At 56.6% G+C, this 14,815-nt stretch carries 13 protein-coding genes and 2 pseudogenes; 6 read left to right on the forward strand and 9 right to left on the reverse strand.

The genetic code is table 11. The annotated features are described in order from the left end of the window. Positions 1–5: 5 nt before the first annotated feature. From FEV53_RS14630 to FEV53_RS14650, 5 genes and pseudogenes are all read right to left on the reverse strand, one after another. Positions 6–518, reverse strand: coding sequence for a phage tail protein (locus FEV53_RS14630; protein WP_142835556.1), 513 nt, complete (start codon positions 516–518; stop codon positions 6–8). 42 nt (positions 519–560) lie between these two features. Next, positions 561–2,540 (reverse strand): phage tail sheath family protein, encoded by a 1,980-nt coding sequence (locus tag FEV53_RS14635; protein ID WP_142835557.1) that lies wholly within the window; start codon positions 2,538–2,540, stop codon positions 561–563. Positions 2,541–2,964: 424 nt separating this feature from the next. Continuing rightward, positions 2,965–3,360, reverse strand: a pseudogene (tnpA, locus tag FEV53_RS14640) (IS200/IS605 family transposase); the annotation flags it as partial. Positions 3,361–3,494: 134 nt separating this feature from the next. Further along, on the reverse strand, positions 3,495–4,406 hold the full coding sequence (locus FEV53_RS14645; RefSeq protein WP_142835559.1) for an AfsR/SARP family transcriptional regulator: 912 nt from the start codon (positions 4,404–4,406) through the stop codon (positions 3,495–3,497). 144 nt (positions 4,407–4,550) lie between these two features. Continuing rightward, positions 4,551–5,249: pseudogene (locus FEV53_RS14650) on the reverse strand (transposase); the annotation flags it as partial. Positions 5,250–5,605: 356 nt separating this feature from the next. Between FEV53_RS14650 and FEV53_RS14655 the strand changes: the two are divergent. From FEV53_RS14655 to FEV53_RS14680, 6 genes are all read left to right on the forward strand, one after another. Then, complete coding sequence (locus tag FEV53_RS14655; protein WP_142835560.1) at positions 5,606–6,289, forward strand: IS6 family transposase; 684 nt, start codon at positions 5,606–5,608, stop codon at positions 6,287–6,289. Beyond that, positions 6,290–6,604: a nuclear transport factor 2 family protein gene (locus FEV53_RS14660; RefSeq protein ID WP_142835561.1), complete on the forward strand. Its 315-nt coding sequence runs from the start codon at positions 6,290–6,292 to the stop codon at positions 6,602–6,604. It begins immediately after the preceding gene. A gap of 522 nt (positions 6,605–7,126) precedes the next feature. Further along, positions 7,127–7,285: a CsbD family protein gene (locus FEV53_RS14665; protein ID WP_142835562.1), complete on the forward strand. Its 159-nt coding sequence runs from the start codon at positions 7,127–7,129 to the stop codon at positions 7,283–7,285. 427 nt (positions 7,286–7,712) lie between these two features. After that, entirely contained in the window at positions 7,713–8,066 is a 354-nt protein-coding gene (gene repC / locus FEV53_RS14670) for a replication initiation protein RepC (RefSeq protein WP_185962229.1), read from the forward strand. 140 nt (positions 8,067–8,206) lie between these two features. Continuing rightward, positions 8,207–8,482, forward strand: a complete 276-nt coding sequence (locus FEV53_RS14675; protein WP_142835564.1) for a hypothetical protein — start codon at positions 8,207–8,209, stop codon at positions 8,480–8,482. Next, positions 8,482–8,859: a type II toxin-antitoxin system RelE/ParE family toxin gene (locus tag FEV53_RS14680; protein ID WP_142835565.1), complete on the forward strand. Its 378-nt coding sequence runs from the start codon at positions 8,482–8,484 to the stop codon at positions 8,857–8,859. The genes FEV53_RS14675 and FEV53_RS14680 overlap by 1 nt, the downstream gene beginning before the upstream one ends. A gap of 328 nt (positions 8,860–9,187) precedes the next feature. On the opposite strand, the gene FEV53_RS14685 is transcribed toward FEV53_RS14680, so the two are convergent. From FEV53_RS14685 to FEV53_RS14700, 4 genes are all read right to left on the reverse strand, one after another. Continuing rightward, positions 9,188–11,620: an ATP-binding protein gene (locus FEV53_RS14685; RefSeq protein ID WP_142835566.1), complete on the reverse strand. Its 2,433-nt coding sequence runs from the start codon at positions 11,618–11,620 to the stop codon at positions 9,188–9,190. Further along, the gene (locus FEV53_RS14690) at positions 11,544–12,290 is read right to left on the reverse strand and encodes a substrate-binding periplasmic protein (protein ID WP_142835567.1); all 747 of its coding nucleotides are present in this window, start codon (positions 12,288–12,290) and stop codon (positions 11,544–11,546) included. Before FEV53_RS14690 ends, FEV53_RS14685 begins: the two co-directional genes overlap by 77 nt. 394 nt (positions 12,291–12,684) lie before the next feature. Next, complete coding sequence (locus FEV53_RS14695) at positions 12,685–13,377, reverse strand: IS6 family transposase (RefSeq protein ID WP_246100830.1); 693 nt, start codon at positions 13,375–13,377, stop codon at positions 12,685–12,687. A gap of 25 nt (positions 13,378–13,402) precedes the next feature. Further along, positions 13,403–14,815: Mu transposase C-terminal domain-containing protein (locus tag FEV53_RS14700; protein WP_246100831.1), on the reverse strand; the 1,413-nt coding region annotated here is incomplete at its 5' end.

Consider the following 14,815-nt stretch of genomic DNA (forward strand, 5'->3'; position numbering starts at 1 on the left):
CCTGTTTAACCCTCGACCGGCTCTTCGGTGCCTTCGTCGCGGACGAAACCCTCGTGCTGTATGGTCACCGATTGAATGCCGATCGTGTTCATGTTGTTGGCGTCGAATTCCGGCAGCGCCTGAAATTCGCTGACCCACGCACGTTTCAGTTTATAGGTGATGGCCGGCTGCCCCTTGAGGTTCAGGACATTGATCACCACCTCGCGGCGATAGTCTTTGAGGTTCACACCGCCATCGCCATCGGCGACATTGTTGACGGAGTTGGCCCATTCTTCGAAGACCTTGTCGTGGGACAGGCCCTGTTCAAGGGTCACCGCCTCGAAGCTGGATCCACCGGGTATGACGCGCTGGTAACTGGGGTCACCGGCAGCGCGCCATTTGACAGCTTCGGTCGTGCGCTTCAATGCGCCCATCTTGGACAGGCCCGCCACCACGGTCTTGCCGATCATTACCTGGAATTTGAAGGTGCGGTACGGGTCATAGCGGTGCGGGTTCGCGGGGAAGGTCGGGGCTGGCATAACAAGGTTCCTTTAATTGGATTGCAGACCGGTCAAGAGCGGTCAGCCCCTTTGACCGACGATCTGCTTGATCTGGACAACAACGAATTCGGCGGGTTTCAGCGGTGCGTAACCCACGACCAGCCGGACAATCCCGCCGTCGATATCGGCCTGCGTCATGGTCTGGCCCAGCCCGCATTTGACATAATAGGCGTCCGACGCTTTTTCGCCCTGGAAAGCGCCGGCGCGGTAAAGGCTTTCCATGAAGTCACCGGCACCGGCTCGCAGCGCGGCCCAAAGCGTGTGCTTGTTGGGTTCGAACACCACCGCCTGCAACGCGTTGTACAGGCTTTCGCCGATCATGATCGAGGTGCGGCGCACGGGCACGTAACGCTGGTCGGGCTTGACCTTGGTGGCCAGCGTGCGTGCGCCCCAGATGACCGGAGGGCCAATGATGTTGCGCACACAATTGACGCCCCATTCGTTTAACTGGTCCTGAAGATCATTGCCGATCAAGATGTTCGGCCCCTGCGAGCCGCGCACGGTCGCCTCAAGCCCGGCGGGGGCCTTCCACACGCCGCGCGATGCGTCGATGCGGGCCCACATCCCTGCCGCAAAGCCCGAGGGCGGGATCATGACGGTGGCTTTCTTGTTCGCGGCAATTTCGGGATCGTAGTGGGGGTTGGTGACTTCTATCCACGGGTAGTACAGCGACGAATAGCTTGAGGTTGGGAAGCCCTGCACCTTGACCTCCTTGGGGTTGGTCAGCTTGTTGACGACCGCAGCGGAGGGATCCAGCGGGTCTACGATGAGCACCCGGTTTTTCATGTATTCGCAATGGGTAATGGCCTTGTTGATCACGTCCTTGCCAGTGCCTTCCCAGACGGCACCGGGCAGGACGACGATGGATATGTCGCGATAGTCCTTGAGCACCTCAAGCGCGTCATCATAGTCGGTGCCGCCAACCGTGCCGCCATCACCGCCATTGATGAAATAGGCTCGGGACGCACCAGGGAAAGCGACATTCGAGACATCCGGGGCCAGCAGCTTCAGCGCAGTGGCCGCCGCGCCGCTGACAGTGGTGATGCTGGTGGGGGTATTGGCGGGATCAGCGGGCGGGACAAACACGACTTCGGCGTCGCCTGACGTATAGGCACCGAACCCGTCGATCAGGCTGTGGGCATTCATCGCCCCCCTGAGTGCGGCGATGACGCTTTCCAGATCATCCATGGGGTTGGTCAACGCGTGGGTTTCGGTGACCGCGCTGGCGCCGGTCCCGTGGGTGACTTCGATATCCGTCAGGTTTGTGACGAACTTTACTTTGATCTCGGTTCCGTTCACGGTCATGTTTATGATCTTGCCTTTCAGATCATTCACATTGAACTCGTGCAGGCTGCCGCCCCTGATCGCCGTGATCTGCGCGCCGCCATTGGCCCCGCCCAAGTCTAGGTGTTCGCAGTTGATCAGCGTCGACTGCTTTCCCAGGATCGCGGGAAGGTAGGACCCGCTGTTGGGATCGGTCGATACGCCGGAAAAGGTTTCCAGCACGTTAAATTCCTTGCCGCCGTCATCTTCGGTCGTCTCGTAACCGACTTCAAAATCATATCCCAAGGTGAGATCGGTGTCGTCCACAGCAGCAATCCTGGCGACCAGCTTGTTACCCCAGATGCCTTCGTTCACGGCGCTGAAATACAGGCCCTTTGCGCCGGGGTTATTCGGGTCGGCCAACGCGCCAACGGCGCTGGTGGCATCATCCTTGGCGACCCGTACAATGTAGGCCTGACGCCCACCGTTGTCGTAGAAGGCGTTTACTGCGTGACCAAAGTAGTCGGGCGTATCTCCGAGATCACGAATGCCGGATGTGGCATCGTCCAGTTCGCCATAGCCAGTGGCATAAGCCCCGCGGTTCAGGATCAGTTCGGGTGTGTTGACCGGCCCGCGTTTGACCGGGCCGATAAAGACCGCGACCGAGGTCGAGGCCGCTTCGATCGCCAGCGCACCGCTGGGAACATGTTCGATATAGACGCCTGGATGTTTATACATAGTGGAAACTCCTTCAGTGGCGGTACCGGGCATCGGAGGGATCCGCAGGTGCGGGCACCAAAGCCGTCATTCTGCGCCGTAGCCACCCAAGGGCCGCATCGACGCTGTTATGTCTGGATACTTCAGCGGAATTCACATGTTCGACCCGGATCATGAGTCGGCAATCCGGAGTGCCTGACACGGGGGCGTGCATCGTCCGTTCCAGGCGCAAGCGCAGGACAAAGGACTGGTTGTCCGTGTCAGTGGCTGTTGATCTAATTTCGGGCAAGGAAAGGCGCTCCGCGGGATTCGGGTCGAATGTCCGATCAAGATAAATGAGCGCGGTTTCGGTAGGATCTTTTTCCCGACTGCCAGTTGTCCGTCAAACGGTTTCCGAAAGGTCTCTGACCCATTACAATATGTGCCAAGCGTCGGAAGTGAACCACTACCGGCTGGCGCCGGTAGCATCGCGTTTGGAGTGCAACTCCAGATACTGAAGTATGATATCGTCGGTGACATTTCCGGACGTTGTCGAGAAGTATCCACGGGCCCAAAATCGCCTGCCCCAGTACCGTTTGCGCACCTCCGGAAACTCCATCTGGATGCGGCGCGACGCGCGGCCCTTGATTCGCTGCATGACCTGCGACAGCGCCAGCTTTGGCGGGATCGACAGGAACATGTGGACGTGGTCGCGCGCTAGGGCGCCCCGGACGTTATGGACCCCTATCTCATCGCAGCTCTGACGGATGATCTCTCGGACGCGCTCGCGCATCGGACCTTGTAAGACCTTGTGACGATATTTCGTGCACCACACGACGTGGAACCTGTGGTAAAATCGCGTCTGCGCGGAAGACGATCATCAGCAAAAGCCGCTGAAGCGGACCGGCTGAAGCCGGTGGTTTGTGTCCATTAGGTGGGAAATCAATAAGAATGCCGGGAAGATCCGGCATTTATACTTTGTTCGTCTTTGGTTTATCAATTCGCTGGGTGCAACTCTTGCAACGCCCGATACACATCTGCTCGCGAACGTTCGACCGCACTCAGGAAGCTTTCATACCGGTGCACCGGAGCTTGCAGGCGGCTGCCACGTTTGTCGATTTCCGATGGTGCGATGTTGGTTGGGGCTGTTTCCAAACCGGTGCGGATGTACTCTGCTAATGCGCGCGTTTCAGGCATTGAGCCAATGCCCATTTCGCTCTGAAGCGCTGCGCAAAACTGGCTGTGGAGCGTCAGCGCCCGGGCACGCTGACCGGTCAGCACGCACAGCCACATGACTTCGCAATGGACATTCTCGCGAAAGGGATCCTGGGCCAGAATACGCAAGCCGTAGTCTAATGCGCGTTCAAACTGCCGTTTCTGTCCGGCGGCGCGCATCAAAAGGCCCAACGATTGGATCAAGAGGTTGTGGTATCGCTCACGCTGCACGAGGACCCAGTCTTCATACTGGCCCTCGGAAAAAGGGCCGCGCCAACTGGCAACCGCAGCATCCAAATCGGCGAGCTGCGCCGCGGTTGCCTCTGCCAGATCCTCTGGTATAGCAGAGGCGGCATATTGCAACGTGTCACAATCCACAGTTGCGTTGTCCGCAAGGCGCAGGCGCAGGCTGTCTTTTTCGCAGCTCAATGTGACCCCATCCAAGGCCTCTAGAAACTGTCGCAATCGCCAAAGAACCGTATTGAAGGCCTTGCGCGAGGGGGCCTTGCCTTCGGGCCAGATCTGCTCCATCAAGGCTTCCCGCCGTTGGCGTTGATCGCGCTGCGTCAGCAAGCTGATCAACAATAATCGGGCAGGCAGTCCCAGATTGCGGTCCATCGTGCGGTCATCTTTCCAGACCGAAAATGGCCCCAGCAGGCGGAATGAAATTCGCGGACGGGCAGGATCAGCCATTGGTCGTCTCCCAATGGATGACGCCGGATTTGTAATTTACCCAAAAAAATATACCTAAATGCAATTTGGAACAGACCAACATGTTGATCTCCTTTGACAATGGATGCGCCGGGGCGCTAAAAATATAAATATGTCCCATAAAACTCGGAAAAAGCGCATCACGTCGCGGGTCTTGTAGCGGGCGATGACAGGAGCCAGAACCTCTTTCCAGCCATCGGCACTGTGAACATTGCCCTCACGCAGAGCACAGCGCTCAAGATCGCTGAACTGATTGAACACAAAGAGCGGGTGATAGCATTTGCAGCCAAAGTGGCCGTTCCAAGCCGTCCCTTCCTGATCCCCATGGGTGGGGCTGACGGAACTGTCCATGTCCAGCGTGATCCACTTGGGCGGTTGTGCGTCGTGCATGGCATCAATCCATTGCCCGGGAAGATCAGCCAAAGCGGCAAGGTTGTGATCTGAGGCCAGAATGTCCGTCTCGAACCGCGCCATCTGGCTGGTCGAGGCCGCTTGCCCATCAACGGCCCGTCCGCCAACAATCTGGCGAATCACAGGATCACGGGAAAGCCGGTCCGCATCGTTGACATCAGGATATCCCGCCAGCCGTCCGAAGGTGGACTGGCGCAGCAAACCGACAAAGCTATGTACGCCGTTCTTGCCAGTCCGCGTATCCCGCAATGATCGCCCCGCCAGATCATGCAGGCCCAAGGTATCATCCAATTCCCGAAATAGGAGCAAACCACCATCGGAACTGATCTTGGAACCGTGGAACTCCAACCGCACGCGAGGGTCAAAATCGACCCGGAAATCGCCTTCAGAACCTGCACCCGTAGGCTGATCCAGCATTGCAGCCTCCAATCTCATCTAACGTGCTTCAATATAACACGAAAATTCACATCAACGAAGGTAAATCAAGGAATTACTTGGGAAATATGGGATAAAAATTACATCGCGGACACTTACACCAATGTTGTCAATAATAGCGTTTCGTCCCCCGCCGAGTCCAGTGAAGGAGATCGGTTCTGTCGCAAACTTTTCTGGCGCGCGCGGATAGCCCTTTGGCCAGACACACTTAGCCAGCGAGGTCCGCGAAGACCTGGAACGGACGGTTCCGTCGCAAATTTTGGGTGTGAACTTCCGTCTCGCAGGTGACGTCGATATGTCGACGGCTCCAACGCCACCGCTGACGGAATGACAGGATGATCGACTTCAAGGGCGCCCACTATCCCAAAGAAGCCATCCTTTACGCGGTGTTCTTCTACGTTCGCTACGCCGTTTCGTATCGCGATCTGGAAGAAATCATGGCCGAGCGTGGCGTCCCTGTCGATCACGCGACGCTGAACCGCTGGGTGGTGAAATATGCGCCGCTGATCGCAGACGCGGCGCAGCAGCGCAAAGCGGCAACTGCCGGGTCCTGGCGCACCGACGAGACATACATAAAGGTAAAGGGTGAGTGGACCTATCTCTTCAGGGCTGTGGATCGCGACGGTCAAACCCTTGATTTTATGCTGTCTGAACGGCGCGATGAAGATGCAGCCATCCGGTTCTTCGAGCGGACGATCGACCGCAACGGCTGGCCGGACAAGGTGGTCATTGATAAGAGCGGAGCCAATCTGGCCGGTCTCGGCAACATAAACATCGCGCTGATCCTGGCCGGCTGGTACTGGCTCATCGAGGTCTTGCAGGTGACGTATCTGAACAATCGCATCGAGCAGGACCACCGGTTCATCAAGAAGATCACCCGCTCGATGATGGGCTTCAAATCGTTCAATGCGGCGCAGGCACCCCTTGCGGGAATTGAGACAGCTCACATGATCCGGAAGGGGCAACTTGGCGATGCAGGCTCAAGTCCGTTTCAGACCTTCGCTGACCTCGCAGGATAAGTGTGTCTGGCCAAAGGGCTATCCGCGCGCGCCAGAAAAGTTAGCGACAGAACCGAACCCATCGACAGCTTTATTCAGGATGTTGGAAAGCGTGTTTCGCCAGCAAGTGTCGGCCAAGCCCGCGAAGCTGAAATCCTGATGATCGACTATCTGTCGTCAATCAACGCCACTGTCAAAATCCGTATTCGCGCGCATAGGAACGTTTTTGTCGACCATCTGGGATTTGTTAAGGGAGAGGCAGGCTGGCAAATCGTTTCCAAAATCTGGCATCTCGAATCTGTCGTCGATGGCGTCGCCGATCCGAACGCAGCCTGATCACAAACCGATAAAGTGGTCACTCGGCACCCGCTGCTCTCAGAACGATATGTCCGTTCTACCGACATTCGACCGGCGGAAATGCTTCGCGCCGGGTCGAACGGCAGAAAACGCGAGCCGCATAGCGGCGGCTGAGATGGTGATGAGCGTCCGGTCAGGGCCGAGACCGCCCCTAACGGAGCTTAAGTGAGGATGGAGAACTGTCCGTCACACATCGGTACACAGGCTATCTGAAAGTTTGGCTGCTCAAGCTAGCCACTTTTTGGGCTCCGACAGCTTTTGCAACTCAAAGCCGATTGCACCCCTGATGTCCTAGGCTACGAGCGAACAGCCAACAGCGTTTGGGGATGCCCCCGATCTGACCCGATGCAACGGTGCTTCACTCTGATCATATGCACAAAGGACGGGAAGATCGTCTCCGGCTCGTCGTCCCAATAGTGTGAGCAACCTCCGGACGATCGGTGGAACCAATCGGCCCCGGTGCGGCTTTCCGTGCAGTAGCTATTTTTTGGAGTGACGACGATGGACAGCGATAAGATCAAAGGCAAAGCTAAAGAGCTCGCCGGTAAGGCCAAAGAGACCTTGGGCGACGCCATCGATAACCACGAGATGGAAGCGGAGGGCAAAGCCCAGCAGGCCGCGGGCAACGCCAAGGATGCTGTGCGGAGCGTGACAGACTGATCTGATCCATCCAGCGCAATAGGAAAAGCGGACGACCCAGGTGCCCGCTTTTTTTCAATGATTAACTCGTCAGACCACGAACCGAACAGACTTCTGGACATCGATGCCAGCACCAGGCCGGTACGCAGACGTGAACTGAGCCTCGCTTCTAGCCACGCCTTTCATCCTCCCTATGGCCTCTCGTCGAGCGAGGTTTATCAGCCATGTTATGTGTTCATGGAATACGGTGAGGGGGTGGGCGCGAGAGTGGTGCGATGCGGCGTGACGTGAGTCCCAGAGTCCTTCATATGTAACTTGTAAGGCTGAGAAGGCGCAGGGCGGCGCGGGCGCGGCGGAGTGCAGCAGAGGGGTCTGCATCGGGACGCCCGCCGCTCGACAGGGACGCGTGGCAGGGGAGGTCCCGCACTCCTTCACTCCGGAGCGCATGATGCGGCTGGCCAGCCTGGAGATGCGGGCCCTGATCGCCATCGAGACGGCAGGCGCCGATCGGCTAGGGCCGGTTGATTTCTACAACGCAGCGGTTCACATGCGGTCCCATCTGGGGATCAGCACCCACGCCTGGACCGAAGCCCTCGATGTGATGGGGCCGGATAGCAGCTGGCTCGCGGTGTTTCTCCTCGACGCCAACCGTGATCACCCCGAGACCCCCGTTCGAAATCCCGGCGGCGCGTTGCGGGCCATGACGCGCCGATCTGCCGAAGGACGGCTGAACCTGCTGGGCAGTCTGATCAGGCTTGCGAGGCGGAGGGAAGCGGAGGCCCGCGTGGAGCCGTGCCCATAGGCCGTCACAGTGCCGCCGGATAACAGGACGCAGGCGTGGTCCCCGTGATATCGTGGAGAGTGTCGTGGAGATGGGTCCTTTCCCTCTATTGCCCTCCACCAACATCGTGGTACTCTGCCAGAGCACCGAGGAGGCAAAAGATGGCCGTTCAGAAACAATCCGTCAGCTTCACCGATGCGGCGTATGAGTTTGCCAAGGAACTGGTGGAACGCGGCGAGTACCCAAATGTCAGCGCCGCTGTGTCGGGGGAATTGTCCAGGGCGAAGGCCCAGCGGGAGAGAGCGCAGTCTCTGCTTGAGGCGGAGGTCCAGAGGCGCCTGTGTCTGCCGCTTGATCAGTGGGAACCCGTCGGAGGTGTTTCAGACCTGTCTGATGGCGCGCGCGCCTATCTTCAGGCGCGGTCGATGAAAGCCTGATGCGTCTCCTTCGTCATCCGCTCGTTGAGCGGGATCTGATCGGGATTGCAGACCACATCGTGGAAACGACCGAGGGCGACATCGCCGCAGCGGAGCGACGGCTCGACGAAGTTGACGCGCTCGTCGCGGACATTCTGTCGAACCCGTTGTCCGGGACCTGTTTGCACGGCGATCTTGAGGGCTGGCTCGTGCGTCATGGAGGCCGTGGGCATAGGCTCACAATCGTGTTTCGGACAGATGTCGACGCCGAAACGCTGTTTATGGCGCTGATCGCGTTCGGTGGCCGGAATTGGACCGAGCTCGCGCCGATGCGGTCAGTTTGGGCGGCGTCACTTGAAAATTCTGGCACCACGGGTGCGGGCACCCGAAAGCGCTGATGGGTGCGTATCGGCCCTGCTCACCGGCACAGCCCAGGACGAAATTCTTGTTGAAATAAGTGATGAAGAACTGGGCTACCGCCCACCGGCATCACAATCCAACGTGCGGATCTACCAAAGGTCGATCATGCACTAACAGTCAAACTGGTCCACTCAGGTGGGGCTGACCCGACCATTTTAAATCGTGTCTTTTAATTGGAATCTTCTCGTTCATCCTGCCTCGAAAATTCCACTTCCGCATCCGCATACAGTCGGGGCTGTTGACCGGTCTCTTCGGACCGAGGCTCTGTTATCATCGCAGCGCTTGACAGTGTGCAAAGTTGAAAGGTCAGGCGGCAGTGGTCGATTTCTTCATAGCTTCTTCAATCGCGGCCAGCAAGTTGTTCATAAGAACGGGCTTGTTTATCAGAATGTCCTGTGGGTGGAGGTCATATCGGTCTTGACCAAGACTAATTGCATCCCCGGACAACACCACGACCCCGCGGCTCGGCGCCATCTTACGGGAAAACCTGGCAAGCTGAATGCCATTGACCGTTCCGGGCATAGAAATGTCAGTCATCAAGACATCCGGCGCCAATCCTCTATTGAGCATCTCCATCGCAAGTTCTCCGTTTTCAGCCGTATCGACCAGATAACCTTTGAGCGTAAGTTGTCGTTTCATGATTTCCAAAAGATGGATTTCATCTTCCACAACAAGAATTCGCTTCCCTCTTGTCGCATCGACGGGAATTTCGTGGGTGACGGAGTCAACGGGGTTTTCGACCTCTGCCACGACGGCTGGCAGCGATAGGGTAAAGGTGGTCCCCGAGCCGACTGTCGAGGTGACCGTGATCGCTCCGCCGGATTGTTCGGCAAAGCCGTGTACAACCGCCAAACCGATGCCGCTGCCGCGGCTTTTGCCCTTCGTGGTAAAATAGGGTTCGAAAATCCGGGGCAGAATGTTCGCCGGAATGCCGACACCCGTATCCGATACCGACATTACCACATAATCTCCGGGTTCGATGTCGAGTCGCTTGGCTGCAATTTCTGTTTCGGTGGCGGACCAGTTTCGCGTCGTGATCGTCAGCTTGCCGCCTTGAGGCATGGCGTCCCGGGCATTTACAATGAGATTGAGCAGAGCATTTTCCATCATCGTCCGGTCAACGGTGACGTCGCAGAGATCCCTTTCGAGCGTGAGTTCTGTTTCAATGTTTTTTGGTAGGGTCTGGAGCAGCCACTTTTGCGTATTTTCAATGAGTCCGTTGAGATCGACCCGCACGCGCTTCAGCGGTGCCTTGCTCGCAAAGGCCAGCAATCTGTCAACAAGGCCTATCCCCCTCATGCTGGCATTGTGAATTGCCTCATGGTGCTCACGGATCGCTTCAGCACTATCCTCAGTGCTGGCAATTTCGGCATGACCAAGGATGATGCTGAGCAAGTTTCTGAAGTCATGGGAAATTTCGCCGGTCAATTTACCCATAGCCTCCATCCGGTAGGACTGGCTCAGCCGGCGTTCAATTTCTTTTGTTTCCGTAATGTCAGCGGCTGTTATGCCGATCGCTCCATCGGCCCCAACAATGCCATGTATGACCCAGTACCGCTTCGTTGAGCTGTAGAGTTCCAATCTGTACTGTTGTTGGTTCGCTGTGGTCGTTCCCGGCACCTCAACGGCTGACTCGCAGATCATGTCGAATTCTTCACACGCCGCGACGGCGGAATTTAAGGTCTTATGCGGCTTGGCGAGAAGATCCGTGATGCCCGGTTCGTCCAGCCCTTCGCTGCGTGTGGCAAAGGTGAGAACGCCAGTGGAATCAAACACGCTGACATATTGGTCGAGAGAGTGGAGGGTATCCGAAATCGACTTCAACATGTTTGCGTTGCTTTGTGCCAAATCATCCCGGTCCCTATAGGCCGCCTCTAATTGACCGATGCGATCGATCAGCCGGCATCGTGCATCGTTCAGAATCGACACCAGACGATCAAGATCATCGCCTGGCGTATGCATGAAGGAATAACGGTCAATGACGAAAGGAGGTTGCTTTGGATCTTCAATAGCACCTTCATCAATTCGGTCGCGCAGCGCCTGTAAATGACGGTTCACCAACCAATGAAACACAAACAAAGAGAAGCCAACAAAAAGAAACGATTGAACAAAATTTCCGGCAATGCGGAAAATGACCAACTGAAGCACTTCATGATAAATTGGATCAAGTGAGGCATCGACATAGAGTTTGCCCAGTTCATGTGTCCGACCGGCAGAGGTGAACATGATTGAACCGGCATACTGGATAGTGTTTTTGGAAGGAAGCGTTCCTGCTGAGAACTCCTCGGTACCGGTCTCTACTCTTGCGGCGGAAACACTTGTTCCATCAATAATGTAGTTCAACATAAACTCTACCTGGCGATGGTTGAATTGCCACAACGCCAAGCTAAGGTTCTCAGGATATTTCTCGATGATCAGAGCGAGTTCGGCTTCGAGTTCCTGGGTGCGGGTGGAATACTGGACCGCTGCTTCAATGATTGTGATCACAAGTGTCAGAACCGTCCCGAACAAAAACGTCCATACAAGATACTGGCGCGCCAGAGGGGAATGGAAGACGAGCTTCATTGGCGAAAAACTCTCTGTCGTCGATAAGCACAAGTGATAAGAGCCAAAGCTGGTATTGGTGTCTGACAGCATGCCCTCGCTGGTGATCGCCTCTCCCTCAATCGAACTGATGATCCGGGAAGCCTGCGCCAATGCTGCGGTACATCGCGCGCAATTCTTCCCTGCGTTCATCATACATTTTCTTCATCCCTCGGTCGAACAGATCGCGGATTTCCCGCCCCCGTTCGGTTTTTGGGAAACACATATAGAGAAGCGACTCAGTTAGCGTAAAAATCTGAAATTCCTCAGGATCGAAGGTGCCCTGCAACCGCTCATAGACCTCCATCATCTGACCGTTATTGTCGATGAAGTAATCAGCTCGTCCCTGAAAAACCATTGTGATGGCCGCCTCGCGGTCCTGAACTCCCATCAGACTCACCAGGTTAATGAGGTTTTCACCGTCGATGAAAACATCATAGCCAAGGTAACTGACACCTCTTAATTCTTTCAGTGTGTCAACTCCGTGCCAGTCTGTGACGAGCCCTCTTCTCACAAGGACCGATTCAACGTTCTTAACGATCGGCGTTTTTGACTGATAATAGAGGTCAGACGGAGGTTCGCCGCCCGTCATGTCGGCCTGCGAATTTCTCACCATGTCGAGAGCACGTTCCCAGGGTACATCTTCTCGGATGACTTTTATCCCGGCGTCCATGGCGACGTATTCCACGATTTGAGAATATAAGCCGGATCCGTCCTTGTCGGTAAAATCGACCCATTCCGGCGTCGCCCAACGGATCTCCTTGATCTCGGCCATCACGCTCGAGGAAAAGATGCACAATCCCAGAACAATGAGCAGTGCTCGCATGCCGTTTCCTTTCTCCGACAAAACGTAGGCTGCCCACGACACGTGCTGTTGACTGTCCAACACGGATTATCTGAAATTATGGGGCGGAAAGAGAACACAATTCTCTCCTACAGCTACGATAAGCAATTACCGCGGATCAAGAATCCGGGGCCCCACGGCTATGGAGGTTACAAAATAACGGACTGGCTTGCAACAAAGAACTTGTGAATCGTGTTTGTTTGATGTTTCTGTTGCAGACCGTTTAGCGCGCAAGCAGATAGCTTTTTGGACAGACGGGAATGCCATTTTCCAACTTATTTTTTCGATAGCCTGGGCATGCCGCACCAGGAGTGTGTTGCATAGATGGCACTGTAAAGTTAACTTCAGCGGAGTGAGTATCGGCTGATTTTGCCGATCAAGCGACCTCGACGCCCGCGATGCTCCACCACAGGTTCAGCGCGGCTTGACGGAGATCCCGGAACTCAGCGGAGGTCATCTCATGGCGGGGCAGGTGGAACAGATTGGCAATCGGGTCATGGATTGAGACAAAGCGCTGCAGATGCCCCGGCGACTTGAAACCCTTCATGATCCGCTCTCGGCGCCGCACCGGTTGGTGAGAATTTTCACCACGATTGTTAAGGCCCTTGTGGGATCGATGCTCGACACCCGGCGCGATCTCCTTCTTCGCCGCCGGATAGGAGCGCAGCTTGTTAGTGACCATGGCACGCGGGAGGCCGTGCTTCTTCAGAAGCTTACGAAGAAGACGCTTGGCGGCTTTCTTGTCCCGATGGCTCTGGACAAGGACGTCGAGAACGAAGCCCTCCTGATCAACGGCGCGCCAGAGCCAGTGCCTTCGGCCCCGGATCTTAACCACCACTTCATCAAGGTGCCACTTGTCGCCCATCCTCCCGGTCGACCTCCCGCGGATTTCTCTCCCAAACTTCTCCGCCCAGGCCCGCACAGCCTGGTGCGACACGCTGATCCCGCGCGCAGCTAACAGGTCTTCGACCATCCGCAGACTCAGCGGGAACCTGAAATACAGCCAAACTGCAGAGGCGATCACATCGGGCGGGAAACGGTGGCGGCAATAGAGCTCGGTTCTGGGCATGCCGCCAGATCGCATATCCCAACGATCACCGCATTAACTTTACGGTGCCCTCCAATGTTCCTTTTCTTTCACGGGATCGGCGTTCTGCCTTCGTCAGGCCCCGGCTCTCAGCCTCGATCTGGCGTTGTTGTCGGATCAGCTCAGCCAGCACCAGCTCATTGGACCCGGACTTGCCAAGGGCACGGGCCTTCTTCATCGCATCTCGATATTCCCAGAGCGACACGGGCGGAATTTCAAGGTTTCTGTACCGCGCCTCAACATATCGGCGATCGTCGAGTTCGACCCAGATCATTGAGATATCGCGAGGATCGTAGCGAACGATCACCTTTCCATCTCCGCGCCCAATGTGGCCTGCAAGGGCATCGGACCAGTACCGTATCTGGAACAGATGGATGCCGTCACGCCTGACTTTGCGCAGTTCGCTGGGCAGGAAGCTCACCTGAAAGGCTTCCATCTCGAAGGGGATGTCGCCCATCATCTCCGCTGGGAGCGCCTCCCATTTGGCAACAGGCGTACAGCCAAGACTTGAATGAATGCTGTTGTTGTATCGGCAGATTTCCAGAGCAAACCAGCGATCGAATTCACTCTGGGTCATCGTGGCCTGGCCTTCGGCGTCATAGTCGCCCTTGGCCGCGATTGAGGTTTGCGTTGTTCCCGGCAACAGGTGAACGGCGCCAATCATCGTCCCGATCAACCGCTCAATGTGACCCCCGAAATGAGGACTTCCCGGCGGTCGGTAGACCAGATCGATCCCCCATTCCGCACATGCCGACCGAAAGGCCCGCGACCGGAAATCGCGGCCATTGTCGACATGGATGCTCTGCGGTTTGCCTTGTGCGAGCCAAGAAATATTGCACGCCAATTCCGCCAGAAGTTCCGCCTTGGGGGCTACCGCCTGTGTCAGGCAAAGCGCCACTGACAGACGCGAAGGTGCCTCGAGAGAGGTGTAATATCCCGTTACCAACCGCGTTGCGATGTCGATCGCCAGCGTGACCCACGGTCGTCCAATTGGTTGGCGCTCAAAGCTGTCGACAAGAATGATGTCCGCGGGCGTATGATCAATTTGCACAATCTCCAAAGGCTGACTGGCCTTGTTTTCACCTGTGACCGGCGTAAATTTCTGGCGGGCAGCCTTTGCRCCTTCTCTTGCCTTCGCAACTTCGCGGACATCCATTGCATCCAGACGACGCTGAACCGTCCGCCGTGTCGGCGGCTGCAAGCCCTGTTGCCAGCACGCGCTGCGGATTTCTGTCACGGCGCGCGAGAGGCTCGAACGCTCCCGGCGCAAGTAATACCGGCGAAGGTGCTCTTCGATCACCGCTTCGACCTTGCCGGATATCAAGGTCGTACCGGCCGGACGGCCCCGTTTTCGCGGAGCCAGCGCGCTGCTGCGCCCACCCTCTTCCGCCAGCCGCTTTATCCAACGCCAGACCGTCGC

This window comes from Palleronia caenipelagi (assembly GCF_007004065.1).
GTDB lineage: Bacteria > Pseudomonadota > Alphaproteobacteria > Rhodobacterales > Rhodobacteraceae > Palleronia > Palleronia caenipelagi.

Bases quoted from the DNA above. Each gene is read 5' to 3' on its own strand.
- FEV53_RS14630 (WP_142835556.1), bottom strand. From the start codon at position 518: ATGCCAGCCCCGACCTTCCCCGCGAACCCGCACCGCTATGACCCGTAC.
- FEV53_RS14635 (WP_142835557.1), bottom strand. From the start codon at position 2,540: ATGTATAAACATCCAGGCGTCTATATCGAACATGTTCCCAGCGGTGCG.
- FEV53_RS14645 (WP_142835559.1), bottom strand. From the start codon at position 4,406: ATGGCTGATCCTGCCCGTCCGCGAATTTCATTCCGCCTGCTGGGGCCA.
- FEV53_RS14655 (WP_142835560.1), top strand. From the start codon at position 5,606: ATGATCGACTTCAAGGGCGCCCACTATCCCAAAGAAGCCATCCTTTAC.
- FEV53_RS14665 (WP_142835562.1), top strand. From the start codon at position 7,127: ATGGACAGCGATAAGATCAAAGGCAAAGCTAAAGAGCTCGCCGGTAAG.
- repC (WP_185962229.1), top strand. From the start codon at position 7,713: ATGCGGCTGGCCAGCCTGGAGATGCGGGCCCTGATCGCCATCGAGACG.
- FEV53_RS14675 (WP_142835564.1), top strand. From the start codon at position 8,207: ATGGCCGTTCAGAAACAATCCGTCAGCTTCACCGATGCGGCGTATGAG.
- FEV53_RS14680 (WP_142835565.1), top strand. From the start codon at position 8,482: ATGCGTCTCCTTCGTCATCCGCTCGTTGAGCGGGATCTGATCGGGATT.
- FEV53_RS14685 (WP_142835566.1), bottom strand. From the start codon at position 11,620: ATGATGAACGCAGGGAAGAATTGCGCGCGATGTACCGCAGCATTGGCG.
- FEV53_RS14690 (WP_142835567.1), bottom strand. From the start codon at position 12,290: ATGCGAGCACTGCTCATTGTTCTGGGATTGTGCATCTTTTCCTCGAGC.
- FEV53_RS14695 (WP_246100830.1), bottom strand. From the start codon at position 13,377: ATGCCCAGAACCGAGCTCTATTGCCGCCACCGTTTCCCGCCCGATGTG.